Source organism: Trinickia sp. NRRL B-1857 (genome assembly GCF_050470685.1).
In the GTDB taxonomy this organism is placed as follows: Bacteria; Pseudomonadota; Gammaproteobacteria; order Burkholderiales; family Burkholderiaceae; genus Trinickia.
Genome location: NZ_JBFLUK010000011.1, coordinates 1,764,851 through 1,788,764, shown reverse-complemented (window position 1 = coordinate 1,788,764; position 23,914 = coordinate 1,764,851). Strand labels below are relative to the sequence as shown.

15 protein-coding genes are annotated in these 23,914 nt (G+C 61.3%); 4 read left to right on the top strand and 11 right to left on the bottom strand.

Going from position 1 to position 23,914, the window contains the following annotated elements:
• Positions 1-376 precede the first annotated feature (376 nt).
• Complete coding sequence (locus tag AB1286_RS28300) at positions 377-2,017, bottom strand: S10 family peptidase (protein ID WP_430366509.1); 1,641 nt, start codon at positions 2,015-2,017, stop codon at positions 377-379.
• A 195-nt stretch (positions 2,018-2,212) separates the two neighbouring features.
• Here AB1286_RS28300 and AB1286_RS28295 point away from each other — a divergent pair, with 195 nt between their 5' ends.
• Positions 2,213-3,280: an AI-2E family transporter gene (locus AB1286_RS28295; RefSeq protein ID WP_430366508.1), complete on the top strand. Its 1,068-nt coding sequence runs from the start codon at positions 2,213-2,215 to the stop codon at positions 3,278-3,280.
• Between the two features lie 41 nt (positions 3,281-3,321).
• On the opposite strand, the gene AB1286_RS28290 is transcribed toward AB1286_RS28295, so the two are convergent.
• The 3 genes from AB1286_RS28290 to ltaE all read right to left on the bottom strand — a co-directional run bounded on the left by AB1286_RS28290 (position 3,322) and on the right by ltaE (position 6,380).
• Positions 3,322-4,410 carry an OpgC domain-containing protein gene (locus AB1286_RS28290; protein WP_430366507.1) on the bottom strand — a complete coding sequence of 363 codons (1,089 nt, stop codon included), beginning with the start codon at positions 4,408-4,410 and terminating at the stop codon, positions 3,322-3,324.
• A 95-nt stretch (positions 4,411-4,505) separates the two neighbouring features.
• The gene (locus AB1286_RS28285; RefSeq protein WP_430366506.1) at positions 4,506-5,282 is read right to left on the bottom strand and encodes an arylamine N-acetyltransferase family protein; all 777 of its coding nucleotides are present in this window, start codon (positions 5,280-5,282) and stop codon (positions 4,506-4,508) included.
• A gap of 69 nt (positions 5,283-5,351) precedes the next feature.
• Positions 5,352-6,380 (bottom strand): low-specificity L-threonine aldolase, encoded by a 1,029-nt coding sequence (ltaE, locus tag AB1286_RS28280; RefSeq protein ID WP_430366505.1) that lies wholly within the window; start codon positions 6,378-6,380, stop codon positions 5,352-5,354.
• 129 nt (positions 6,381-6,509) lie between these two features.
• Between ltaE and AB1286_RS28275 the strand changes: the two genes are divergently transcribed.
• A complete protein-coding gene (locus tag AB1286_RS28275) occupies positions 6,510-7,970 on the top strand; it encodes a PLP-dependent aminotransferase family protein (RefSeq protein ID WP_430366504.1) in 1,461 nt (486 codons plus the stop codon).
• Positions 7,971-8,826: 856 nt separating this feature from the next.
• A complete protein-coding gene (locus AB1286_RS28270; RefSeq protein ID WP_430366503.1) occupies positions 8,827-15,711 on the top strand; it encodes a calcium-binding protein in 6,885 nt (2,294 codons plus the stop codon).
• An 80-nt stretch (positions 15,712-15,791) separates the two neighbouring features.
• On the opposite strand, the gene AB1286_RS28265 is transcribed toward AB1286_RS28270, so the two are convergent.
• From AB1286_RS28265 to AB1286_RS28235, 7 genes are read right to left on the bottom strand one after another with little or no spacing between them, the layout of a single operon-like run.
• Positions 15,792-16,865 carry a 2-aminoethylphosphonate aminotransferase gene (locus tag AB1286_RS28265; protein WP_430366502.1) on the bottom strand — a complete coding sequence of 358 codons (1,074 nt, stop codon included), beginning with the start codon at positions 16,863-16,865 and terminating at the stop codon, positions 15,792-15,794.
• A 12-nt stretch (positions 16,866-16,877) separates the two neighbouring features.
• Complete coding sequence (aepY, locus tag AB1286_RS28260; protein WP_430366501.1) at positions 16,878-18,050, bottom strand: phosphonopyruvate decarboxylase; 1,173 nt, start codon at positions 18,048-18,050, stop codon at positions 16,878-16,880.
• Positions 18,047-19,744, bottom strand: coding sequence for a phosphoenolpyruvate mutase (aepX, locus tag AB1286_RS28255; RefSeq protein WP_430366500.1), 1,698 nt, complete (start codon positions 19,742-19,744; stop codon positions 18,047-18,049). Before aepX ends, aepY begins: the two co-directional genes overlap by 4 nt.
• Complete coding sequence (locus AB1286_RS28250) at positions 19,741-20,505, bottom strand: NTP transferase domain-containing protein (RefSeq protein WP_430366499.1); 765 nt, start codon at positions 20,503-20,505, stop codon at positions 19,741-19,743. Before AB1286_RS28250 ends, aepX begins: the two co-directional genes overlap by 4 nt.
• Positions 20,506-20,553: 48 nt before the next feature.
• Entirely contained in the window at positions 20,554-21,558 is a 1,005-nt protein-coding gene (locus AB1286_RS28245; protein WP_430366498.1) for a flippase-like domain-containing protein, read from the bottom strand.
• Entirely contained in the window at positions 21,555-22,379 is an 825-nt protein-coding gene (locus AB1286_RS28240) for a HalD/BesD family halogenase (RefSeq protein WP_430366497.1), read from the bottom strand. The genes AB1286_RS28245 and AB1286_RS28240 overlap by 4 nt, the downstream gene beginning before the upstream one ends.
• Positions 22,364-23,053: a CDP-alcohol phosphatidyltransferase family protein gene (locus AB1286_RS28235; protein ID WP_430366496.1), complete on the bottom strand. Its 690-nt coding sequence runs from the start codon at positions 23,051-23,053 to the stop codon at positions 22,364-22,366. Before AB1286_RS28235 ends, AB1286_RS28240 begins: the two co-directional genes overlap by 16 nt.
• Positions 23,054-23,240: 187 nt before the next feature.
• Here AB1286_RS28235 and AB1286_RS28230 point away from each other — a divergent pair, with 187 nt between their 5' ends.
• A complete protein-coding gene (locus tag AB1286_RS28230) occupies positions 23,241-23,732 on the top strand; it encodes a hypothetical protein (protein ID WP_430366495.1) in 492 nt (163 codons plus the stop codon).
• Positions 23,733-23,914: the final 182 nt, after the last annotated feature.

The following is a 23,914-nucleotide window of genomic DNA, read 5'->3' as shown; positions in this document are numbered from 1 at the left end:
TTTAAAATTTGATGCCGTCTCGAGCCATCGTTTCGATTGTGGAGTTAATAAAATCGCTCAACGATTTATTGAGCATTATTAACCTAACAAGCCAAAAAGGTGGCCGTGTAGCTGTTAGGAGTGGTAGTGGAAATGGAGGTCTGTATGTGTTGTGTCACCCGGGCTGGGGGCGGATCCGCCCCCAGCATGCGACGTGGGTGTTTCGTAAGGTGGTGTCATATATCGATTTCGGAATTCGATATAAAAATATTTCCATTAATCGACGCTTGATTTGTTTTGGTTGTCGAGTCGATGGAGTGTATAAATGGTCGTATGGTCCTATTTGCTAGGTCTGAATTTTCAGCTGGGATTGCAATTTGCTTTTAAGTTTGTGCGTTCACGGTCGGTTCGCTTCGTCATAAAATAGATCCAAATCGCCCTTCAGTCTGTGCAATGCCGAGTCGTCGAGGTAAATCATGTGCCCCGTCGCGTAGTAGGTGATGCGTAGATTCGCGCGCAGCGACGGCTCGAGGCCCATATGCGACAAGTCGTACTCGGTGGCGAAAAACGGCGTCGCCAAATCGAAGTAGCCGTTGGCGGACAGCACCTTCAGGCGCGGGTTCTGCCGCATCGCCTCCGCTAGATCGGCTGCCGCATAGGGCACCTCGAGCGATTCGCCCCACCAAGCGTGATGTTTCCAGTCCCACGCGTCGAGTACGTGGTCGTTGAAGACACGGTATGCCGTATCGCTCGAATAGTGAAGGTCTCGCGCCAAGTGCTCGTGAAACGCCGCGTTGAAAGCGCTCGTCACGTACTTCTCGGAAGGATCGTAGTCCGGCGACGAGGTGGTCTCGTCGGCATCGATGCCTTCGAAGCGGCCGTCGTAGCGGCCGAGGGTGCGCGCGCGACCAAGCAGCAGTTGCTTGCGGAAATGCCCGGGCGAGACGCGCAGCCGCGCACGCGCGACGTACGCGGCATCGAGCCCCGTGTATTGCGCAACGCGCGCGGCGATCGCATCTCGCTCCGTATCGGGGAGCGCATCGCCCTCGGCCAGCGCCGCGGCGTAGGGGCCTTGTGCAAAGCGGCGCACCTCGTCCAAAAACGCACTCAGATCGGCGGGTTTAGAGGGGCCGAGCTTGTCGTGGTACCAGGCGGTGGCGGCATATGAGGGCAGATAGCGCACGTACATCAAATCGAGACCGGGCGCGCGCATGCCCGAATTGAGCACCGAGGAGAGCAGCACGACACCGTTCAGCGAGATCTCGTGCTGTCCGAGGCGGTAGGCCAGCATGGCCGCGCGTGCCGTGCCGTACGATTCGCCGATCAGATATTTCGGCGAGTTCCAGCGCTCGTTGACGCTGAGGTAGCGGTCGATGAACCGGACGAAGGCATCGAGATCGCCGTCCACACTCCAAAAGTGCTTCGCGTTGCCGTGCCCCACCACCCGCGAGAATCCCGTGCCGATCGCATCGACGAAGACGAGGTCCGTTTTGTCGAGCAACGAATCGGGATTGTCGGTCAGCGTGTAGGGTGCGGGCGCCGTGGCGCTCGGGCTCGACGTGTGCACGCGTTTCGGGCCGACCGAGCCCATCAGCAAAAAGACGCTCGCCGCGCCGGGGCCCCCGTTGAACAGGAACGTGATCGGGCGTGGCGTAGTGCGCTCGCCGGCCGGCCCAGCCGTATAGGCGACATAGAACATGCTCGCCTCCGGCTGACCTTTCTCGTCGCGCAGCAAGAGGTTGCCTGCGCTAGCCTGGTAGTCGAGCCGGCGACCGTTCAGGCGCAGCGCGTGCTTCGTCACGACGGAGGCCTCGCGCGGCTCTGGCGCGCTGTCCACGGCTTGCGTCGCCGAGGACGCCGCTGCCGGCGCCGCGCTGGCCGCGAGCGGCGCATGGGCGTCGCGGTTCGACGGCGCCGTTGCGCTGGCTGCGTTCTCGGCCGGTTCGGCTTGCGTGTTGCCGGCGGCGATGGCCTGACCGTTCGCACCGATCAAGGCGGTCAGCGCGACGGCGACCGCGGCGTGCTTGATTAGACGCATGCGGGATGGGATCGGGGCAAAACGCACGTGCATGACCGCTCCTGGGCGATGGTGTGGAATGCGGCGGGTCAAATTCGCCGTATCGGTTGGATTTTTTTTCAAACCGCGATGCGAAGTCAATGGCGGCGAGATCGAGCGCAGCCGAACTTCGATAACATGTCGCCGATCGACACTCTCATCGCAAAGGCGTTTCTCATGCCCATTTTCCCGCTTGCCACGAACGATTCCGCCGATGGAAAGCGTAGACAGCGCATTGCGACGTTACTGCTCTACGCCGTGCTCGTCGCGCTTGCGCTTTGGGTCATTCGATCGTTCATTCCGTCCATCGTCTGGGCCCTCGTCATTGCGATCGTCGTTTGGCCCTTGTTGCAGCGGTTGAGTGCGCCCAAGCAAAGTTCGATTCGCGCGAGTGCGATCGCGCTCGCACTGACCACCGTTGTCGGCCTCTTCGTCGTCCTGCCGATCGTAGGCATTTTCACGCAGGCGCTGCATGAGACGCACCACTTGATGCAATGGGCGACCGACGTCGAGCAAAACGGCATCCCCGTGCCCGATTTCTTGAGGCAGGCGCCGTTCGGCAAACAAATTGCCGATTGGTGGCAGGCGAATCTTGCGCTCCCGCTCCAGGGCTCGCCGGCCATGCAAGAGTTACGCGGTAGCCATGTCGCGACCGCCGGGCGCCAGTTCGGCAAGCTCGCATTGCGCGGCGTCGTGCATTTCGGCTTCATGCTGCTTACGCTGTTCGTCGTGTTGCGCACCGGACCTCAAGTATCCGAACAAATCGCCAAGGCGGTGCGCCGCGTGTTCGGCGCCGACGGCACGCATCTGGCAACGCGAATGGCCGCCGCCGTACGGGGGACGGTGACCGGACTCGTGGTGGTCGGGTTGGGCGAGGGGGTGCTCATCGGCATCTCTTATGTCGTTGCGGGCTTACCGCACGCAACTGAATTGGGACTCGTGACTGCCATCGCCGCGATGCTGCCGTTTTGCGCACCGGTTGCCTTCGGCTTGGCGGCGCTCTGGCTGTTCGCGCATGGGCAGATGGCCGGTGCGATCGGCGTGCTGGCGACGGGCAGCGTCGTCGTCTTCGTGGCCGAACATTTCGTGCGGCCGGGATTGATCGGGAGCACCACGCGCCTGCCGTTCCTGCTCGTGCTGTTCGGTATTCTCGGCGGCGCGGAGACGTTCGGCCTCGTGGGCCTGTTCATCGGTCCGGCATTGATGACGATTTTGACCGTGCTGTGGCGTGAGGCGCTGCGTTGAAGCAAGTGCTCGAGCGCTGCGACACGAAGCGCTCGACGTTATCAGGCGGCCGGTGCGAGGCGAGCGGCCGGCCCCGGCTGGCGAAGGTGGACGACGGCGACGAGCGCCGCAATCGCGAGCGCGTCGGCGGCTAAACCGAGCGGCACGTGCAATAGGCCGTTCGTGAGGGCGTAAAGAATCGAATCGACGACGAGCGAGATCGCCGCGCCCGCGATGAACGAAACGAGCCCGGCTCGGCCGATTCGATTGATCCAATGCGCCCGGCGCGCAAGCCAGGCGATCCAACCGCGCCGCGTCATCTCGGCGGCGAGCCATGCGATTGCGGCGAAGTTGAGCAGGCGCAGCCAGCCGAGATCGGGCTTGGCGGCAAAGGCGTGCAAGTCGCTCCAGCCGCCGAGCTTGGCAATAGCCAGTGCCGTGGCCACGCCGGCCGCGACCGTGCCGAGCATGCCGGCGCCGAGCCGCGTACGGGCCTCGTGAAAGACGGGTTGGGAACGCGCAAGCGCACCGAGGACGAAAACGAATTGCCAGGCGAGCGGATTGAAGCGCCATGTCGATGCGTCGATCGAAGGCAGCCAATCGGCGGCCACCCCCGCAATGCCCCACACCGTGGCGCTCACGGCCAGCAACGGCCAGGGGCGGCTCGCGGCGAGGGGAACGACGACGGGGGCCGCCAACGCGAACACGATGTACATCGGCAGCACGGATGCAAGATACGGCTGACGTCTCAACGATGCGATATCCCATAGGGTTTGCGCCGGCATCGCAGCCAAATCCCCGAGATCCCTTGAAACTAGATTCGGCGCGTCGATCCGTAGTGCCGCGAACGCGGCGCTGATGGCCAGCATCAAGGCGGCCGTGACGAGAAAGCCGCGATAGAGCTCGGCGGCCCGTTGGGCGAAGCGTCCGCGCGCCGCTCGTTCGCCGCGCTTCGAGGAGACGGATAGATAGGCCGTGGCCGCCGCGTATCCGCCCAGAAATACGAAGACGTCCGCGGCATCGTTGAATGCGTAAGCATGCAACGTAAATCGCGACAAGATGCTGCCGCCGATATGATCGACGACGATCACGAGCATCACGAGACCGCGAAGGAAATCGAGTTCGATAAGGCGCGACTGGGGTGAGGGCATGCGTACGGATGGCGCCGCGGCGGGCTTGAGGGCGATTGAGTTAGGTTGTGATTGTAATGCAAAAGAAAGGTTTGTTCGCCGCGGCTCGGTGACCGCTAGGTGCGGCTTTGCATCGTAAGTCCGAACTCGCGGGCGAGGACATTGGGCAACTCGCTCGCCGCCAGGGTGCGCTTTTCAGTGCGACCGTGCGAGACGATCTTAAAGCTGTCGCCGCCCAAGATTTTGCGCCCGGTTTCTGTCATCACCACGGCGACGGTCATTCGTACGAAGATCGCGTCGGGATGCGTGGAGTTGAGGTAATTGGCCGGATCGAAGTCGACCCACTCCTGCGGCGAAAGGTCGAACGCGTATTGATTCGTCCATTGCCCGTCGACCTTCGCCTGGAGCACGTAGAACCCGTCTTCGCCGAGCGTCAGCTTGAAGGTGTCGTCGTCCTGAGCCACGTCGACGTCTAGAGCCGAAAGGGACATCGGGGCTCGAATGCCATAGCTGCCGAAGCCGAGATCGCACAGCCAACGCTCGTCGCCGAGCGTCGCCACAACGGCCATATGCGTACGCGGGCGCCGCACCGGATAAAACATCGGACGCGCGGCCACGAATTGGTAGCGGATGCCGAGCGCTTCCAAAGCCATGGCGAATAGGCCGTTGACTTCGTAGCAATAGCCGCCGCGCTTGCGGCCGACGATTTTCTCGACGATGTCCTCGGGCACGAGCGAGACGATCTTGCCGGCTTGCACGTCGAGGTTCTCGAACGGCACCGTAAAGAGTTGACGCCGCATCATGGCTGCAACGGTCTCGATATCGGCCTGCGGGGTTTGCGTGAAGTCGATGCGGTTGAGGTACTCCGCCAGGGAAAAATTATCGGCGTGCATGGGTGAGGCCAGTCCTTCGATCGAAATAATAAGTTGTGTGCGCAACGATGTGCGTCGTGCCGGTCTCGATTACCGGGCAAATTGCGATGCAACCGCAAGCGCTTCTTGTACGGCGGCCGCGTCCACATCGAGGTGCGTGACCCAGCGTTGGCGCGTGGAGCCGTAGGTCGAGACCACGCCGATCCCGTGCTGGGCGAGGTGTGCCGCGAAAGCGGGCGCAATCGACGCATCGACGCCCACAAACACGATGTTCGTATCGGGCTGGGAGACGCTCAAGCCCGGCAGCGTCGCCAAGCCCTGCGCGAGCGTGCGTGCGTTCGCATGATCTTGTGCGAGCCGTTCGACGTTGTGTTCCAGCGCATAGAGGCCCGCGGCGGCGAGGATACCGGCCTGCCGCATGCCGCCGCCTAGCATCTTGCGCAAGCGGCGCGCACGCGCGATAGCGGCCTTCGAGCCGACAAGGACCGAGCCGACGGGGGCGCCGAGGCCTTTCGATAGGCAGACCGACACCGTGTCGAACGGTTGCGCCAACGTGGCGGCAGGTACGCCGAGCGCCACGGCCGCATTCATGAGGCGCGCCCCGTCGAGATGGCAGGCGAGACCATGGCGTTTGGCCAGGGCGGTAGCGGCTCCGACGTAGTCGGTCGGCAAGATCTTGCCGCCGATCGTATTTTCGAGCGCGAGCAAACGCGTGCGCGCAAAGTGCGAATCGTCCGGTTTGATCGCCGCTTCGATGTCGGCCAGTGCGAGCGTTCCGTCCGCGCCGTTTTCGAGCGGTTGCGGCTGGATGCTGCCGAGCACGGCCGCACCGCCGGCTTCCCATCGATAGCAGTGCGCTTGCTGGCCGACGATGTATTCGTCGCCGCGCTCGCAATGCGTCATCAGTGCGATGAGATTCGACTGTGTGCCGGAGGGCACGAACAAGCCGGCTTCCTTGCCGATGAGCTCCGCCACGCGCGCCTCGAGCCGTTTGACGGTCGGATCGTCGCCGAACACGTCGTCGCCCACTTCGGCCGAAGCCATCGCCGCCCGCATGGCGCTGCTCGGGCGCGTGACCGTATCGCTGCGAAAGTCGTATTTCAATGCTGCCGTTTCCATCGTCGTTCTCCTGTCCTGAAGTGCCGCGAAAGTGTGCTCATGATGGCATGACCCGCGCCCTGTCCCTATACACAACAGGGGCAAATCTGTTACATAACAGATTTTCACGCTTTCTTTTATCTGCGCGCCATGGATCGTCTCGAGCAGCCCGTCCCGCTATACCTTCAATTGGCGCAACGTCTTCTCGACGCGATCGACCAGGCCGCGATGGACGAAGGCGCGCGTCTGCCGTCGGTGCGCACGCTCGCCGCGCAGCATGCGATGAGCGTATCGACGGCGCTCCAGGCGTTGCGTTGGCTCGAGACGCGCGGACATATCGAAGCCCGGCCCCGGTCCGGGTACTTCGTGGCGAAGCGGTCGAAACGGGGCAAGCGCGCACACGGCGCCGCCGGCGCAAGGGCGGCGGGCGCAAGCCGGTGGGCGAAGCCAATGCCCGAACTCGATGCGCAGGCTCGCGATCATTTGACCATTGCGGCGGCTCCGGCCGGCGTCGGGCTCGACTTGGCGTCCGCCGAGACGGTGCTGTATCCGGTCGAGCGCTTCAGCGTACTTTTGCGTCGGCTGGCCTACCAGCACCGCGATCTCGTCGGGTCGCACGTGCGCGGCACGGGATACCCTGCGCTGCGCGCCCAAATCGCGAGGCAGGCGATGCAGTACGCCTGTGAACTCGATCCCGACGAGATCGTCGTGACGAACGGATGCGTCGAAGCCTTGAACTTGGCGCTGCGCGCGGTCGCGCGTCCCGGCGATGTGATTGCCGTCGAGTCGCCCACCTATTTCGTACTCCTACAAATGTTGCGGGCGCTCGAAATGCGCGTTCAATTGATTCCGTGCGACCCGAACACGGGAATCGATCTGCATGCATTGAGAACGGATCTCGATCGCGGCGTGCCGATCAAGGCCGTGGTGACGGTGGCCAATTGCAATAACCCGCTCGGAAGCGTACCGAACGATGCGCGAAAGCGTGCGCTCGTCGCGCTACTGCGCGAGCACGATATTCCGCTTATCGAGGACGATATCTTCGGCGATCTTTGCTTCGGCGAGACGCGGCCTCGCCCCGTACGCGCGTTCGACGACGCGCATGGGAACGTATTGCTTTGCGGGGGGTACTCAAAGAGCTTGTGCCCCGGATTGCGACTGGGGTGGATCGCGGGCGGTCGCTTTACGGAGCGCGTCAAGGCGCTGAAGTACACCACGAGCATGGCGACGGCGGAGCTTCAGCAAGCGGCCGTGGCGGAGCTGCTGGCCACCGGCGGTTATGCCTTGCATTTGCGGCGCTTGAAAGCGGCCTTGCAAACCCAGCACCAAGCGCTGCGCGAAGCGGTGCTGCGATATTTCCCGGCAGGCACCGAAGTTACGAATCCGGCGGGCGGCCTCGTGCTGTGGGCGAAGCTGCCGGCCATCGACGGTCGATCGCGCAGCACCCGCGCGCTATTCGAGCAGGCGCGCGCCGAAGGCATTAGTTTCGCGCCAGGCCATTTGTTCGGCGAGGGCGGCGCTTTCGACGATTGCTTGCGCTTGAATGCGGGCAATCGCTGGACGAGCGATCTGGAGGCGGCGGTGCGACGGTTGGGCGAGCTTGCGGTATAAGAATCGTGTATTCTTGCCGGGCCGTAAATTGAATTGAAAAATATAAATAAGCCGTCGCATTAAGATAAAAAAGAGCCTCGAGGTGGTATGACGCAAGATGAGAACGTCTGGTTCGACCAGGTGGCCGGGGGTATTGCCGTAAACCTAGTGTCACGTTCCACGCGCCAAGCAATGGCCGTTCGTTACGCGCTCTATTTAAATCGTACAGATCTGTTTGTATTTAATTCTGCATTCGGATCGGGCGAGCGCGAATGAAGCCGAACACCGATGACGGTGTCCAGCGCGGGCCTGTTTCAGCACGCAAGCTGAAATGGGCGATCTTGCTCGTCACGTCGCTCTACACTCGATTTCATCCCGTTCTTTTCTCGCTCAATTTGGGCGTTAGCGCAGTCTTGGCGATCGTTGCGTTCGCTGGATTGTGCCGGTCTGCCTTTCGCGGACGGATGGACCAAGCTCGGCTTGCCGCCGTTGTGATCCCGGTCGCTTGGTACGGATGTTTTGAATTGAATTTGCACTACTCGTGGGTCGAGAGAGTGGAAATCGAGCTGCATATGAACACGTTCGCTTCGTGTGCGGCTCGTGGTGTCGAGGTGGGAGCCGGGCAGCGGCTTTCGATATGTGAAGTCGATAATCGATGGTGGCGGTATGGGTTTACAAAAGCCATCGTTTATGACTCGAGCGGTCAAGTCGCACTCGCGCATCCGCATCGTACGCCGGTATGGGAGCAAGCCGCGCATCGCATGAGCGGAGTTCCGTTTGGGATAGTGGGGTTCTCCGTATCACATCTTCGCGGCAACTACTACGCGCTTTTTTTCGAAGACGACAAATTACCCGATTTCTAAGGTCATAAAACAATATGAGCGATCTTATTTTCTATGTAAAGAGTAGGTCTGGGCAACTGGTTCCCGCACGCTTCTTGACATATAACGGGCAATACATCAGCGATCCGAATACGCTCACGGCGACATCGATGCCGATTTACACGAGCGATGGGACCGCCGTGCAAAACGCCAACCCAAACGGCTATCTGATCGTTCCCGCCGATTACACGATCGACGGTGCGCTTTCGTTCGCTAACCAAGTCGCGGCGCAACTGAACGGTCCCGGCACGCCGCTCGCGCCAGGCGACGTGGGTGCCGACGGCTCCGGCAACTTTATGGCGGCGGCTGGAATGATGACCGGTGCTTTTGTGCCGAACGGTCCTCAGGATCTTCAGCGGACCTACCCGCAAAGCTCCGGCGTCAATCCCGATTGCTTCGTATCGGCGTTTACCGATGCGGCCTCGTTCAACCTCGGCGTCATCTCCGAGTACTCCGGCTTCGGTCAGGAATCGGCACTGCTTGGCGGCGGCACGCTCAACTTTCTCCATAAGATCGTCAATTGGAAGATCGATACGAGCGGCCCGGATTTCAATACGCCGAACAATGGCCGATCGATTGCGGCCGGGGCTGCGTTCGTCGACGGTACGCTCGGTAAGAAGGCGCAGTTCCCGAGCTCCGAGAATTCGCTCATCTCTTCGTTGCAATCGCTCTTTCATACCGCGTTGCGACCTGTCGATCCGCTGGTGCTCGACCTGACCGGTTCGGGCGTCAGAACGGTTGGGATCAACGCCGGCGCGCACTTCGACTACAACGGAACCGGGTTTGCCCAGCAAACCGCGTGGGTCACGCCGGACGAGGGCATCTTGGTGCTCGATAAGAACGGCGACGGCAACATCACGGGCGACGAATTGATCGGCAACGCGGGTACCGATGCGACGACCGCGGCCGCGAACGGCTTCACGACACTCGCATCGCTCGACTCGAACGGCGACGGCGTCATCGACAGTCACGATGCCGGGTTCGCGAATCTTCGGGTCTGGGTGGATGCGAACGGCGACGGCAAGTCGGAGGCGGGCGAACTCAAAACGCTGACGGAACTGGGTATCACCTCGATCAGCCTCGCCTATACGGGCGAAAACGTCACGGATGCGAACGGCAATAAGCACTTGGCGATCAGCTCGTTCACGACGGCGGACGGCAAGACGCATACGATGGAAGATCTTTGGCTGAATGTGGATACGGCCAGAACGATCAATACGACGCAGACATCGGTCAACGCTACAATTGCCGCCTTACCCGATTTGGCCGGCTTCGGTAACGTCCCCAGCTTGCACGCCGCAATGGCGCTCGATACGACGGGGAAACTGCAAGGGCTCGTGCAATCGTTCGTCGGTACGACGGATCCTACCCAGCGCGCTCAGATCGTCACCGATTTGATCTATACGTGGGCGGGCGTTGCGCAGAACAACCCGAACGGTCGCGACAACAACATCTATGGCCACGTCATCGATGCACGTAAGATCGAGACGCTCGAGTCGTTCCTCGGCCAGCACTACGCCGCGAATTACGGCGCCGGCGCAGATCCCAATCCGCGCCATACGGACGCGGGCATTTTGTCGAACGCGTTCGACGAGCTATCGACCTACGTCACGGGGCAACTGCTTGCGCAGTCCGAACTGAAAGACCTCTGCGCCGGCGTGCAACTCTCGCTCGATGCGAACGGAAAGGCCGTTCTCGACGTGTCCGCCATGGTCGCTAGCCTGAGCGGCATGTATCAGAAAGATCCCACCGCCACGGCAAACGTCATTGTCGATTTGAGCTCGACCTTGAAGAGTTTGGGCGACTTCGGGCAGCAAGTCATGACGGCATTGCGTGCTCAAGGTTCCTTGGCGCAATCGGGCTTTTCGGGTCAACTCGCCGCGCTCGGTGCCAATGTGATCGTTGCCGACGCGAGCCACCTTGTCATCCGGGGACAGGCCGGCGTCGACAACATTTTGATGGGCACGGACAAGTCCACGCTTTATGCCGGTTCGGGTACGGACATGCTGGTCGCGGGCACGGGTGCCGAAACGCTATTTGGCGGGGCAGGGCGCGACACGTTCGTACTCAAGCCGGGGTTCGGCAACGTTGCGTTGAACGAATCGAGCAAGGTCGGCGGGTTCAACCTCGACGATGTGCAGATCGGAGGCGGCATTACGGCCGCGCAAACCATTGCTTATCGCGATCAGTCGAACAATCTCGTGTTGGTGTTCAACGGTGGAAGTCAACTGACCGTCGCGAGCTATTTCTCCAATGCCGCCAATCAGCCGGTGATCGTGTTTGCCGATGGCACCAAGTGGGATTACACGGCCGTCGCGAGCAATGTCGTGCTGACGGACATGGGCGGTGGGGGCCATACGCTCAATGGGTTGTATGGTACCGACAACCGGATCGTGGGCGCGGCGGGCGACGTGATTTATGCGGGCGACCGAAACGATACGATCACGGTGGGCAAGAACAACACGGTCTACGCGGGCCGTGGGACGGATACCGTGATCGTCAACGCGGGTAGCGGGCAGGTCGTGTTCAACGACGGTTACGCCAGCAAGACCGGCGGTTTGAATCAAGACGTGGTGAAACTCGGTACGGGCATCTCGGCATCGAGCACGCAGATCGCGCGAGATTTGTCGAACAATCTGATCCTGAACTTCGGCAATGGCGATTCATTGAAGCTCTCCGGCTACTTCGGCAGCGGTTCGAACCGGCCGATGATTTCGTTTGCCGACGGCACGAACTGGGATTACACCGCCATCACGAACAATCTGGTCTTCACGGATACGAGTGCAGGCGGCAATACGCTCAATGCCTTGTATGGCGTGGATAACCGGATCGTGGGGGCCACGGGCGACACGATCTATGGAGCCGACCGCAACGATACGATCACGGTGGGCAAGAACAACACCGTCTACGCGGGTCGAGGGACGGATACCATTCTCGTGGGCGCGGGTAGCGGGCAGGTTGTTCTGAACGACAGCTATTCGAACAAGAACAGCGGCGCGAATCAGGACGTGGTGTCGCTCGGCGCGGGGATCTCGGCATCGAATACGCAGATCACTCGGGATCTGTCGAATAACCTGGTTCTCAGTTTCGGTAACGGCGATTCGCTGAAGCTCCTTGGCTACTTCGGCAGCAATCTCAATCGGCCGACGATTACCTTTGCCGACGGTACGAACTGGGATTACACGACCATTACGAACAACCTGGTGTTCACCGACACCAGCGCCGGTAGCAACACGCTGAATGCCTTGAACGGTGTCGACAACCGGATCGTGGGCGCCACGGGCGACACGATTTATGGGGCCGACCGTAACGATACGATCACGGTGGGTAAAAACAATACCGTGAATGCAGGCCGAGGCACGGATACGATCGTCGTCAATGCGGGCAGCGGGCAAACCGTGCTGAACGACAATTATTCGAACAAGAGTAGCGGCGTGAATCAAGATGTCGTGGCGCTGGGCGCGGGGATCTCGGCATCGAGCACGCAAATCACGCGGGATCTATCGAACAACCTGGTTCTCAGTTTCGGTAACGGCGACTCGGTGAAGCTCGTCGGCTACTTCGGCAGCAACCTCAATCGGCCGGTGATTGCCTTTGCCGACGGCACGAAATGGGATTACACCGCCATCACGAACAACTTGGTGTTCATGGACACGAGCGCGGGAAACACGACGCTCTATGCTTTGAACGGCGTGGACAATCGGATCGTGGGCGCGATGGGCGATACGATTTATGGGGCGGACCGTAACGATACGATCACGGTGGGTAAGAACAACACCGTGAATGCAGGTCGAGGCACGGATACGATTATCGTGGGCACGGGCACCGGGCAAACCGTGCTCAACGACAACTACTCGAACAAGAGTAGCGGCGTGAATCAAGACGTCGTGGCGCTGGGCGCAGGCATCTCGGCATCGAATACGCAGATCGTGCGGGATCTATCGAATAACCTGGTTCTCGGTTTCGGTAACGGCGACTCGGTGAAGCTCGTCGGCTACTTCGGCAGCAACCTCAATCGACCGACGATTGCGTTTGCCGACGGCACGAAATGGGATTACACGACGATCACGAACAACCTAGTGTTCACGGATACGAGTGCGGGCAACACGACGCTCTATGCTTTGAACGGCGTGGACAATCGGATCGCGGGCGCGACGGGCGATACGATTTATGGGGCGGACCGTAACGATACGGTCACGGTGGGAAAGAACAACACCGTGAATGCAGGTCGAGGCACGGACACGATTATCGTGGGTGTGGGCAGCGGGCAAACCGTATTGAACGACAACTACTCGAACAAGAGTAGTGGCGTGAATCAAGATGTCGTGGCGCTGGGCGTGGGGATCTCGGCAGCGGGCACGCAGATCGTGCGAGATCTGTCGAACGATCTGGTGTTGAACTTCGGCAACGGCGATTCGCTCAAGCTGACGGGTTACTTCGGCAGCGGTTCCAACCGGCCGACGATCACGTTTGCCGACGGCACGAAGTGGGACTACTCCGTCGTGGCGAACAACCTCGTGTTCACCGATACGAGTGCGGGCGGCAATACGCTGTACGGATTGAACGGCGTGGACAATCGGATCGTGGGTGCCGCGGGCGACTCCATCCACGGCGGCGACCGTAACGATACGATCACGGCGGCTAAAAACAGCACCGTTTATGCAGGCAACGGCGACGACACGATCACGGTGGGGCAGAACAACACCGTCTATGCCGGTCGGGGCACGGATACCGTTATTGTGGGCGCCGGTAGCGGGCAGGTGGTACTGAACGATAACTACTCGAGCAAGAGCATCAGTTCGAATCAGGACGTGGTCAAGCTTGGGGCGGGGATCTCGGCGTCAAGCACGCAGATCGCGCGAGATCTATCGAACAACCTGGTCTTGAACTTCGGCAATGGCGACTCGCTGAAGCTGATTGGTTATTTCGGCAGCAGTTCGAACCGGCCGACGATCGCGTTTGCCGACGGTACTACGTGGGACTACACGGCGGTCACGAATAATTTGGTCTTCACGGATACGAGCGCGGGCGGCAATACGCTATATGCGTTGAACGGCGTGGACAACCGGATCGTGGGGGCTACGGGCGATGCCATTTACGCGGCGGATCATAACGATACGATCACGGTGGGCAAGAACAACACCGTGTATGCGGGTCGGGGTACCGATACGGTTATCGTGGGCGCTGGCAGCGGGCAGGTTGTGCTGAACGACAATTACTCGAGCAAGAACAGCAGTTCGACTCAGGACGTGGTGAAGCTTGGAACGGGTATCGCCGCGTCGACGACGCAGCTCGCGCGAGATCTGTCGAACAACCTCGTCTTGAGCTTCGGTAACGGCGACTCGCTAAAGCTGACCGGCTACTTCGGCAGCACCTCGAACCGGCCGCTGATTACGTTCGCCGACGGCACGAAGTGGGACTACACGGCGATCACGAATAGCCTGGTGTTCACGGACACGACCGCGGGCGGTAATACGCTGTATGCGTTGACCGGTGTGGACAACCGGATCGTGGGAGCCACGGGCGATGCTATCTACGCGGCGGATCATAACGATACGATCACGGTGGGTAAGAACAATACCGTGTACGCGGGTCGGGGCACGGATACCGTTATCGTGGGCGTCGGCAGCGGGCAGGTGGTGCTGAACGACAATTACTCGAGCAAGAACAATAGTTCGACTCAAGACGTGGTGAAGCTTGGAACGGGTATCGCCGCGTCGACGACGCAGCTCGCGCGAGATCTATCGAACAACCTGGTCTTGAGCTTCGGCAACGGCGACTCGCTGAAGCTGACCGGTTACTTCGGCAGCACCTCGAACCGGCCGACGATCACGTTTGCAGACGGCACGAAGTGGGACTACACGGCGGTCACGAATAACCTGGTGTTCACGGATACGACGGCGGGCGGCAATTCGCTGTATGCGTTGAACGGCGTGGACAACCGGATCGTAGGAGCCGTGGGCGATGCTATCTACGCGGCGGATCATAACGATACGATCACGGTGGGCAAGAACAACACCGTGTACGCGGGTCGGGGTACCGATACGATTATCGTGGGCGTCGGTAGCGGGCAGGTCGTGCTGAACGACAATTACTCGACCAAGAGCAGCGGCCAGAATCAAGACGTCGTGAAGCTTGGTGCGGGTATCTCGGCATCGAACACACAGGTCGCGCGAGATTTGTCGAATAACCTCGTCTTGAGCTTCGGCAATGGCGATTCGCTCAAGCTCACGGGCTACTTCGGCAGCACCTCGAATCGTCCGGCGATTTCGTTTGCCGACGGCACGAAATGGGACTACACGGCGGTCACGAACAACCTGGTATTCACGGATACGAGCGCAGGTGGCAACATGCTGTATGCGTTGAACGGCGTGGATAACCGGATCGTCGGGGCTGCGGGCGACAGCATTCGTGGCGGCGACCATAACGACACGATCACCGCGGGCAAGAACAACACGATTTACGCGGGGACGGGCGCGGACTTGTTCGAGGCTAGCCGAGGCTGCGGCGCGGTCACGATCAACGAAGCGACGAAGGCTAACAGTTCGAATCACGACACGTTGTTGCTCGGTGGCGTCGATACGAACCAGCTCTGGTTCAAGATGTCGGGTAGCAACCTTGTCATCGACATGATGGGGACGAGCGACCACGTCACGATCAATGGCTGGTCAACGTCGGCGGTTACCTCGTTGCAGACGATCGAGGTCGACAACGGCGCAGGCGGGAAGTCGCTGCTGGGGGCAGGCGCGGTGAGCCAGTTGGTTCAGGCTATGGCCACGTTCTCCGCGAACAATCCCGGTTTCGATCCGACGTCGACGTCCACTCCGACGATCACGGATCCGAACGTGATGCTTGCCGTTAGTTCTGCCTGGCATCGCTAAGGTTCGCGCGATGTAAGGTCGCCGGTTTCCGTTTGTTTTTGCGGAAACCGGCGATACCTCATCTCATACGCACCCCTCAATCAGCGCGTAAGCACATCGAACGCTTGTAACAACCGCTCCATATCTGCCGCTTCGATCTCGCCCATCGTCGAAATACGGAACAGTTGCTTCGAGAGATCGCCCTGTCCGGCATAGATGACGAATCCCTTCGCTTTCAACCCGTCGTGCAGCACTTCGTATCCAACCCCTGCCGGCAACGCATAAGCGCGCAGCACTACCGAAGACTGCTCGGGTGGCAGAACCGAGGCAATACCTCGCGAGGCGAGCCCACTACGCACCTGTTCCGCAAGCCTCGCATAGCGCTCGTGCCGCGCCTCGAGTCCCCCTTGTTCCTCGAACTCGCGCAGCGCTTCGACAAGCGCATAGTACGCGTGTACAGATGGCGTAAAAGGCGTATTGCGCTGCGCTTGTAGCTTAGCAAGCCGAGCCAAGTCGAGGTAATACGTACGGCTAGCCGCGCCTTCGATCGCCGTTCGACGGGCAACAACGAAAGCCGCCCCCGGTACACCGTGCAGGCACTTATTGGCCGTAGCGGCAACGGCAGCGATGTTCGCGTCCTCAAAATCGATCGCCTCGGCTCCGAAGCTACTGACCGCATCGACGAGCAACTGCACGCCGCGGGAACGGCACGACGCCCCGATCGCGCGCAGATCGTTGAGCCGCCCGGTCGTCGTCTCGTGATGCACGATCGCCACGTGCGAAAACGGTCCGTTCGCATCGAGGCACGCTTCGATGCGGGCCAAATCGGGCGCCTGCATCCAATCGTGCGCCACGATCTCATGCGCGATGCCGTATTGCTTCGCGATGCTCGCGATCCGTTCGCCATAAACGCCGTTTTGTACGATGAGCAACTTGCCCTCTTGCGGCACGAGCGAAGCGATCATGCTTTCTACGGCGCCGGTTCCCGACGCCGTCATCAGCACAGCCGACCACGCTTTCGGATCGAGCCGATAGACGTCGAGCAGCCGAGCACGCGCTTCGTCCTGCAAATCGTAAAACTCGCTTTCGCGATGGCATAGATCGGGCTGCAACAAGCTTTGCCGCACGCGATCGGTCAACGTAACGGGGCCGGGATTCAGCAACAATGTTTTCATAGAGGGCATTCCTTAAACAGCCCCGATATGCCGCATCAATCGCGTTTTGACGTCGGCGGGGGAAATGGTCGGGCGCGGCAAGCCATCGGGTGTCCCGCGCCGAATCGTCAGCCGTGCGAAGCGCGGGCCGCGGCGCGTATCGTCATTGGCGTGGCGCATAAACAGCGTATCGACGAGCGAAAGATCCTCACCTTCAATCGCCAGGGCATAACCGCACGCCGCCGCGACGCCCGCGAAGGAGACATGGTGCGAGACGGTCGCTTGTCCACCCGTGGAATCGTGTGCACCGTTATCGAGCAAAAGGTGCGTGAGATTATCTGGCCCATATGCACCGATCGTCGCGAACACACCCATTCGCATGAGCGCCGCGCCATCGCCGTCGAGGGCAACCACATGCAGATCGGGCCGCGCGAGCGCAAGGCCGAGCGCGAGCGGCGTCACGCATCCCATCGACCCCACCATATAAAGCTGGTTCGGCCGGTCGCCCAACGCATAGAGTTCGCGTCCGCAAAAACCCGTCGATGCGAGTACCACCGTCGACTGAAGGGGCGTGTACGCGATCACGCGTTCGAGCGCATCGTGCCGCGACGGCAAGCCGTCTTGCGTCGCACCCCGCCAATACGATTGCGGCGTGCAGGTGCGCTGCGGCGTCGCTTTCGTATCGTCGAGCGGGTAGGGCGATACGCTGCCTTTTTGCATGACGAGTGCGTACGGGCGACCCGTCTTATCCATATGCTCGACGGCACGGGCGAGCGCGGGCTCGATTGCCTCGGCCTCGCGTGGAAACGGCTCCCAAGGGATCTCCATCGTCTCGAGCAGCGACGGCGTGATCGGCCCCATCAGAGCGTGCTGAGGCTCGTCGGCAACGCCCGGTTCGCCGCGCCATGTGACGATGAGGAGCTGCGGCAGCCGGAAGGTCCACGTGAGCGAGGTCAACGGACTGACGGCGTTCCCGAGCCCGGAGTTTTGCATCATCGTGATGCCGCGCGCGCCGCCCTGCGCACCGAGCGCCACGCCCGCGATCAACGCAACCGCGTCGCCCTCGTTGGCCGCGCTGACATAGTGCAGCGAAGGATCTTGAAGGACGTAGTTGATGAAGGGCGTAAGAAACGAACAGGGTACGCCCGCATACCACGTAAATCCGCGGCTACGGGCCGCTTCGACGAATTGTGCCGCTTCGATCATGAGGCACCGCCCTGACCGTTGCGCCCGACGGCGAACGGCGTTTGCGCATGCGCGAAGTCGCCCGCGCGCCGGAAATCTTCGAGGTCGTTCACGCCGCACCAATGCCCGTGTACGTATTGCACCTCGATTTGCTCTCCGGCGTCGATGAGCGCGTTGAGCAGCGCCGGCACGTCTAGAGCGTCGAAATCGGGCTGCCGACGCAGCTCGGCCAGCATCGTTCGCAACCGCTCGATACCGTGCCCCCGAACGCTTAGCAGTCCGATCCATCGGCCGTCGGGTGGCGCGACGCCGGGTTTCCCGCTATGAATGCGCTCGAGCAACGTCTTGCGGCCGAACAGCGCGCGGTCGTCGGGTGTCGAGCAATAAGCGAAGTCTCTAACGCTTTGGTTCGACATCTGCGTGTGCGAGGAATCGACGACGACCGTGAACGGCGCATCGCTTTCGGCGAGATCTCGCAAGATGTAGCTTCGAAACAGCAGGTCGCCGTACGAGATGATCGTATCGGTCGTCAATTCGCCCGCATCGACGGCGCATGCGAGGGAGGCGAGCTCGCCCGTTTGCGCATGCGCTTGATTGACGACGAGTTTGATGCCCGCCGCGTCGATCGCATCGGCACGATAGCCACCTACGACCGTGATGTCGTTGACGGCTTGTTTTTTGAACGCATCGACAAGCCAACGCAGGAGGGGCTTGCCGGCCACGGGCAGCATGACCTTGGGTCGATCGGCCGTGACGGCTTCGAGGCCGTGTCCACGGCTCGCCGCCAGCACGATCGCGGCGCCGGGTTTGCGCGATGCGGAAAGGTAGACGCGCTCGGCCGCCGCATATTCGTCGGCATCTTGCAGACGGAAGATCTCCTCGACGCTTGCGATCCGATCCTCGACATTGACGAGGGTTTCGCTCTCGTGGATTTCCTTCGCAACGGCTTGCATCGACGAAGCCGCCGCGCGCACGAGGTGATTCGCCCAAATTACCGTGCTGATCCCCGCCTTGCGAAATACTTCGGTGGGCGTGCTGTAGTACTTCGTCGGCACGATGACGAGCGGCCCGCGGCCGGCCCACTCGCGCGCGAACGCCAAAATTTCGTCGGGACGCGACAGCTTGCTGTGAATCAGAATGGCATCGGCTCCGGCCTGGCGATACGCCTCGGCGCGTTCGAGCGCTTCTTGCAAGCCCCAACCCGCGATCAAGGCTTCCACCCGCGCGACGATCGAAAAGCTTGCTTCGGACTGCGAATCTTTGCCGGCCTTGATTTTGCCGCAGAACTCGTCGACGTCGGCCAGCGGTTGACGTTCGCCGCCGATAAAGCTGTTCGTTTTAGGGAATTGCTTGTCTTCGATACACACGCCGGCAATCCCGCGCTGCTCGAGCTTACGCACGAGACGCCGCACATTGTTGAAGTTGCCGTAGCCCGTATCGCCGTCGAGCAAAATCGGCAGGTCGCTGGCGTCGGCCATGAATTCCAACGTATCGACGACTTGAGTCCAACTGGCCTCGTTGTTGTCGCGCACGCCGAATTGCGCGGAGATCGCCAGTCCCGAAGCCCAGATGCCTTTGAAGCCGGCCTCGCGCACGATGCGCGCGGACAGACCGTTGTGGGCTTCCATGAGGAATTCGAGTTCGTCGCTAACAAGCATGTCGCGTAGTCGCTCGAAGCGCGAGCGAGCGGCAATACCAGGGTCCCGGGCATTCATCGTGCAACTCCCGCGGGTTGAGCGAGGCGCGGCAGCACCTCGGTTTCGGCGCGTGCGACGTCGCCCGGAAAGTCGATCTCGATCCACGGCAGGCCCGTGACGTCGGCCACGTCGTAGTGGCGTCCCCCCTCGAGCAGCAAATCGCGTACGGCTTCCTCGTGCGGCATATTTTGCCGGCCGCTGCTCACGTACCCGGCGACGATCTGCGCCAGCCTGCGCGCGGTGTCTTCGCGAAAGCGGAAGAACCCGACCGATTCGCCGATCGTGTCGTATTGCAGCCCCACCGCCAGCTGCTTGCGCAGTTCCACCGGCACGCCTTGCTTGATACAAAGCTTCACGGGCTCGTCGCCCGTTTCGAAATCGCGGTCGATCAGCAACCGGTCGACGCTCGGGCCTTCCACCAACGCTCGCAAAATGCCTTCGTCGTAGAGAACGTCGGCATCCATCAGCAGGACGTCGCCGCCGCGCGTGAGCGCATCGGCCATCGTGTGCACGGTGAGGACGCTACCGAGGTCGTAGCGTTCGTTCAGGACGATAGAAGGCCGCGGTTGCCATTCGATCCGATCGAGTTCGGCTTCGATCTGTTCGGGCTGGAACCCGAGCGCAAGCTCGACCTCGGTGATCCCGAGCGCACGGAGTGCACGCAAATGGCGCTCGAGCAGCGTCACGCCTTGAAAGCGCAACAGGCACTTCGGAAATTGCTGTTGCGGCGGTTGCTGTAGGCGCAGGCCGAGGCCCGCGGCGAGAATGATCGCTCGCATGTTTTTCTTCTCCTAGCAAGAGCCGACTGGCGCGACGGCCTAGATGCGTCAATCGGCAAGGGGCAAGCCGGGCGTGCGCCGGCGTCGCCAATCTCTTTCACTCCACTGCAAATAGACAATGCCGGGCAGCCCGAGTGCCAACTCTCGTGCGCGCTTGGCCAGCGACAAGGCGAGCGCGGCCTCGGGCGAAATGCCGACCACGTGCGCGAGCAGCAAATAGCCGCCCTCTTGAGCGCCGAGCGATCCCGGAATCGCGAACGCGGCCCCGCGTATTGCTTGCCCCACGCTTTCGAGCAGCAAGGCATCGAGCCAGCTCACGGGGTGGCCGATGAATAAGAGCGCGAGCCAGACTTCGCCGATCCCCACGAGCCACCCGATCAAGCTCAGCGCAAACGTAGCGGCGATTTTTCCGCGCCGGCGATACAGGGCGCGTACCGCCGCATCGATCGCATCGGCGCGCGTAGCGGAAGCCATCGCCCCGTGCGGGCCGAAGAACTTGCCGAGCAGACGCGAAAATCGACCGAACAAGCCGCGTTGCTGCGCGTAATAGAACGCTCCTACCGCAACGGCCAGCACCCCGCTTGCACCGAGCGCCGCGAGATGCAAGGCATGGATCGTGCCGGCGCCGCGATCGTCGGCAAAGGCGGCGAACATGAGCAACCCCAACAGCGCGAATCCAATCTGTGCGACGGACTGCATCGTGGTCGACACGGTGACGGCGGCCGCCGCATCGTGCATGGCGATACCTCTTTGTGCGAGATGGCGCGCCATTAGGACGGGTCCGCCGATTTGACCGGCCGGCAACAAGCTATTGACGGATTCGCCGACCCACCTCGCACGCAACGCGTCCGCGAACGAGGCAGCGCCTCCGATCAGTACGGCAATCGCAGCCGCATCGATAACGAGCGGAAAGAGATGAAAAGCCGCGACGAGCGCTAAGCCCCAGCCGGCTGTCGCAAGCGTTGCCGCGACGGCGCCCGCGCCTTGCCATGCGAGCAATGCGACGAAAACGGCGATGCCCAGCGATAACAAAATCGCGGCGGTACGCGTCATGCGGAGTCCGAGCCGGCGGACGGCTTACCGTTCGCGCGAGACACGTTGAATACTTGGCGGAAGCCGAAATAAGCGATGGCATCCTTCATGTTCGAAACGAACCGGCGCCATGGGCGCATGCGTGCGTCGGTGACGTATTCGAAAGTCAGCGATACGCGCATCTCACCGGCTTTCGACGGGGTGATGCGATGGCGAAGCTTGTCGCCGTCGAACAGCACCATCGCGCCCGGGGGATACTGGATCGAACCGGGCACGGCCGTTGCACCGGGCGTGCGCGTGTGCAATTCATAGTCGAGACGGCATGACGAATCGTCTATCACGCCGAGCAAGAGCGTGTAGCGCCGCCCTTCATAGTACGACGTGTCGTAATGCCAGCCGATATGATCGCCCTCTCGCGTGTAGTAGTACAGCGCGTAGGCGTGCGGATCGTCGTCGGGCGAAGGCAGGAGCCTATCGCCGGTAATCGCCTCGAGCCAATCGATGAGCGCGGGCGAGCGATAGAGCTCGGCGATCTGCGGCGCGAGCCGGTCGATCGTATGGCGGCTCACGCTGCCGCCTTGCTTGTGTCCGGGCAGGTAGTTGCGATTGACGGCCGGCAAAAGCGCTCGCGCGCTATCGGCGAGGCGGGCCGTCAGCTCGCGCGGCAAAAATGCATCGAGGTAAAGAAAAGCGCCTTGCTCGACGTACCGCTCGCGTAGTTGCTTACGATCGAGGCTGTGTAACGAGGCGCTCACCGTATCATCGATCGTCGGAAACTCGTCCCGCCCTGCGGATACCGGCACGGATGCCTCTTGAACGCGCGCATTCACCGCGACCCCCATGCTTCGCTAGATTGCTGCGGGGACGGGCCGGTGCGGCGCATGACGCGCCGATAGTCGATCGCGACCCACAGCGCGAATACGGGTGCCCCGATCGATGCGGCGATGACGAAGGGCTCGACCTGGCGCGTGAGTGTTACGAGCGGTAATAAATAAAGTACGTCTTCGGTTTCGAATCCTGCTGCCGACGCTTGCCGCGTGCCGACTTTGCCTGCCATCGATTCGATGCGCATCCGCAAATAAAAGATCAATGCAACGGCGATTCCGGCGACGGCGCCGAGCCAAGTGGATTGCGAGAGCGCGCTGTCGCCGTGTAGTGCCGCGACGCCGAGGCCCATGCAAAGGAACAGCGCAATGGTGACGAACGCATCGCTCGCCAAATCGTAAAAATGGCCGAACTTACTCGATTTACCGCTGATGCGCGCGAGTTCACCGTCTGTGTGATCGATGAAATTGGATAGGACGATAAGCAGCGCGCCTAGGTTGGTCGCGACGAACCCGCCGCGCGCAAGCGCGACCGCTCCGGCGACGCCCACGGCCAGCCGAACGGTGGTGAGATGGTTCGGGGTAACGCGCGATGCTTTAAGCGGGGTGACGAGACGGCGAGCGAGCCGAGCATCCCATGTACGAGGCATGGGCGCAATGGCGCGATTAGAAGAGTCGGCGCGTTTATCCATCCTCGGAAATATATACGCTTTTGCGTGGGCCTGCTTTCTAGCACGACATACAGGGCATGGCGCGGGCCTCGGCGCTCGGCGGTGGCCTGAACCGGCGGGCGGCCGTAAAACGCGGTAAAGTGCCGCGCTTTCGCCTAAATTGGATTCGGCACGCTGCGTGCGACGCGGCAAATCCAAATCGATAATCATGCCCGGTCGCACCGCGGGCGCCACAGCCATGATGAACCGTTTCGCCCTCGCATTCGCCACTGTCCTTATCGCCGGCATTTCCTGCGCCCCGGCCTTCGCCGCGTCGCTCGACGAGCCGTTACACTGCGACCGCCCCGCGCACGACTTCGTCGGTGCACTCGAGTCGAAAGGTCTGATCGATCCGCATCCGTCACACGTCGAACCCAATTCGATCAACGCATTCAATCCCACCCGCGCCGCAGACTTGACGGCATTCGGCTTTCACGTTTTTGCAATCGTCGGATATCAGAAGGACGATCCGATGTTCCACAAAGGCGACGGTAAACCGCTTGCCGACTCCGCGTACGGCGCGGTCGTGCTCGGCTCGACCGACAGCGTGCAGGCCGCGGTCAGAGCGGGCGGGAGTTCGGCCATCGTTCATCACGTCGGCCCGTTCGTCACGGCAATTTTTTGCCAAATCGACAGGGACAAGCCGGCCGATCCACAGTAGACGGCCTTCCAATTTGATCTAAGGGCTTCCTGCTAGTTCTCGGCAAATAGTTCTCAGGGTTAATTCCAGCTTGCGCATATTTTTTGCCGATCGCTATCGCCTTGGATCTCCGATTGCAGTGCCGACATAGGCGAATGAGTTGGCAATAAGCAACGATGCGGCGTAGGTCCGCAACGCGGGAT

Coding starts and splice junctions, on each gene's coding strand:
- AB1286_RS28300 (WP_430366509.1), bottom strand. CDS start 2,017: ATGCGTCTAATCAAGCACGCCGCGGTCGCCGTCGCGCTGACCGCCTTG.
- AB1286_RS28295 (WP_430366508.1), top strand. CDS start 2,213: ATGCCCATTTTCCCGCTTGCCACGAACGATTCCGCCGATGGAAAGCGT.
- AB1286_RS28290 (WP_430366507.1), bottom strand. CDS start 4,410: ATGCCCTCACCCCAGTCGCGCCTTATCGAACTCGATTTCCTTCGCGGT.
- AB1286_RS28285 (WP_430366506.1), bottom strand. CDS start 5,282: ATGCACGCCGATAATTTTTCCCTGGCGGAGTACCTCAACCGCATCGAC.
- ltaE (WP_430366505.1), bottom strand. CDS start 6,380: ATGGAAACGGCAGCATTGAAATACGACTTTCGCAGCGATACGGTCACG.
- AB1286_RS28275 (WP_430366504.1), top strand. CDS start 6,510: ATGGATCGTCTCGAGCAGCCCGTCCCGCTATACCTTCAATTGGCGCAA.
- AB1286_RS28270 (WP_430366503.1), top strand. CDS start 8,827: ATGAGCGATCTTATTTTCTATGTAAAGAGTAGGTCTGGGCAACTGGTT.
- AB1286_RS28265 (WP_430366502.1), bottom strand. CDS start 16,865: ATGAAAACATTGTTGCTGAATCCCGGCCCCGTTACGTTGACCGATCGC.
- aepY (WP_430366501.1), bottom strand. CDS start 18,050: ATGATCGAAGCGGCACAATTCGTCGAAGCGGCCCGTAGCCGCGGATTT.
- aepX (WP_430366500.1), bottom strand. CDS start 19,744: ATGAATGCCCGGGACCCTGGTATTGCCGCTCGCTCGCGCTTCGAGCGA.
- AB1286_RS28250 (WP_430366499.1), bottom strand. CDS start 20,505: ATGCGAGCGATCATTCTCGCCGCGGGCCTCGGCCTGCGCCTACAGCAA.
- AB1286_RS28245 (WP_430366498.1), bottom strand. CDS start 21,558: ATGACGCGTACCGCCGCGATTTTGTTATCGCTGGGCATCGCCGTTTTC.
- AB1286_RS28240 (WP_430366497.1), bottom strand. CDS start 22,379: ATGGGGGTCGCGGTGAATGCGCGCGTTCAAGAGGCATCCGTGCCGGTA.
- AB1286_RS28235 (WP_430366496.1), bottom strand. CDS start 23,053: ATGGATAAACGCGCCGACTCTTCTAATCGCGCCATTGCGCCCATGCCT.
- AB1286_RS28230 (WP_430366495.1), top strand. CDS start 23,241: ATGCCCGGTCGCACCGCGGGCGCCACAGCCATGATGAACCGTTTCGCC.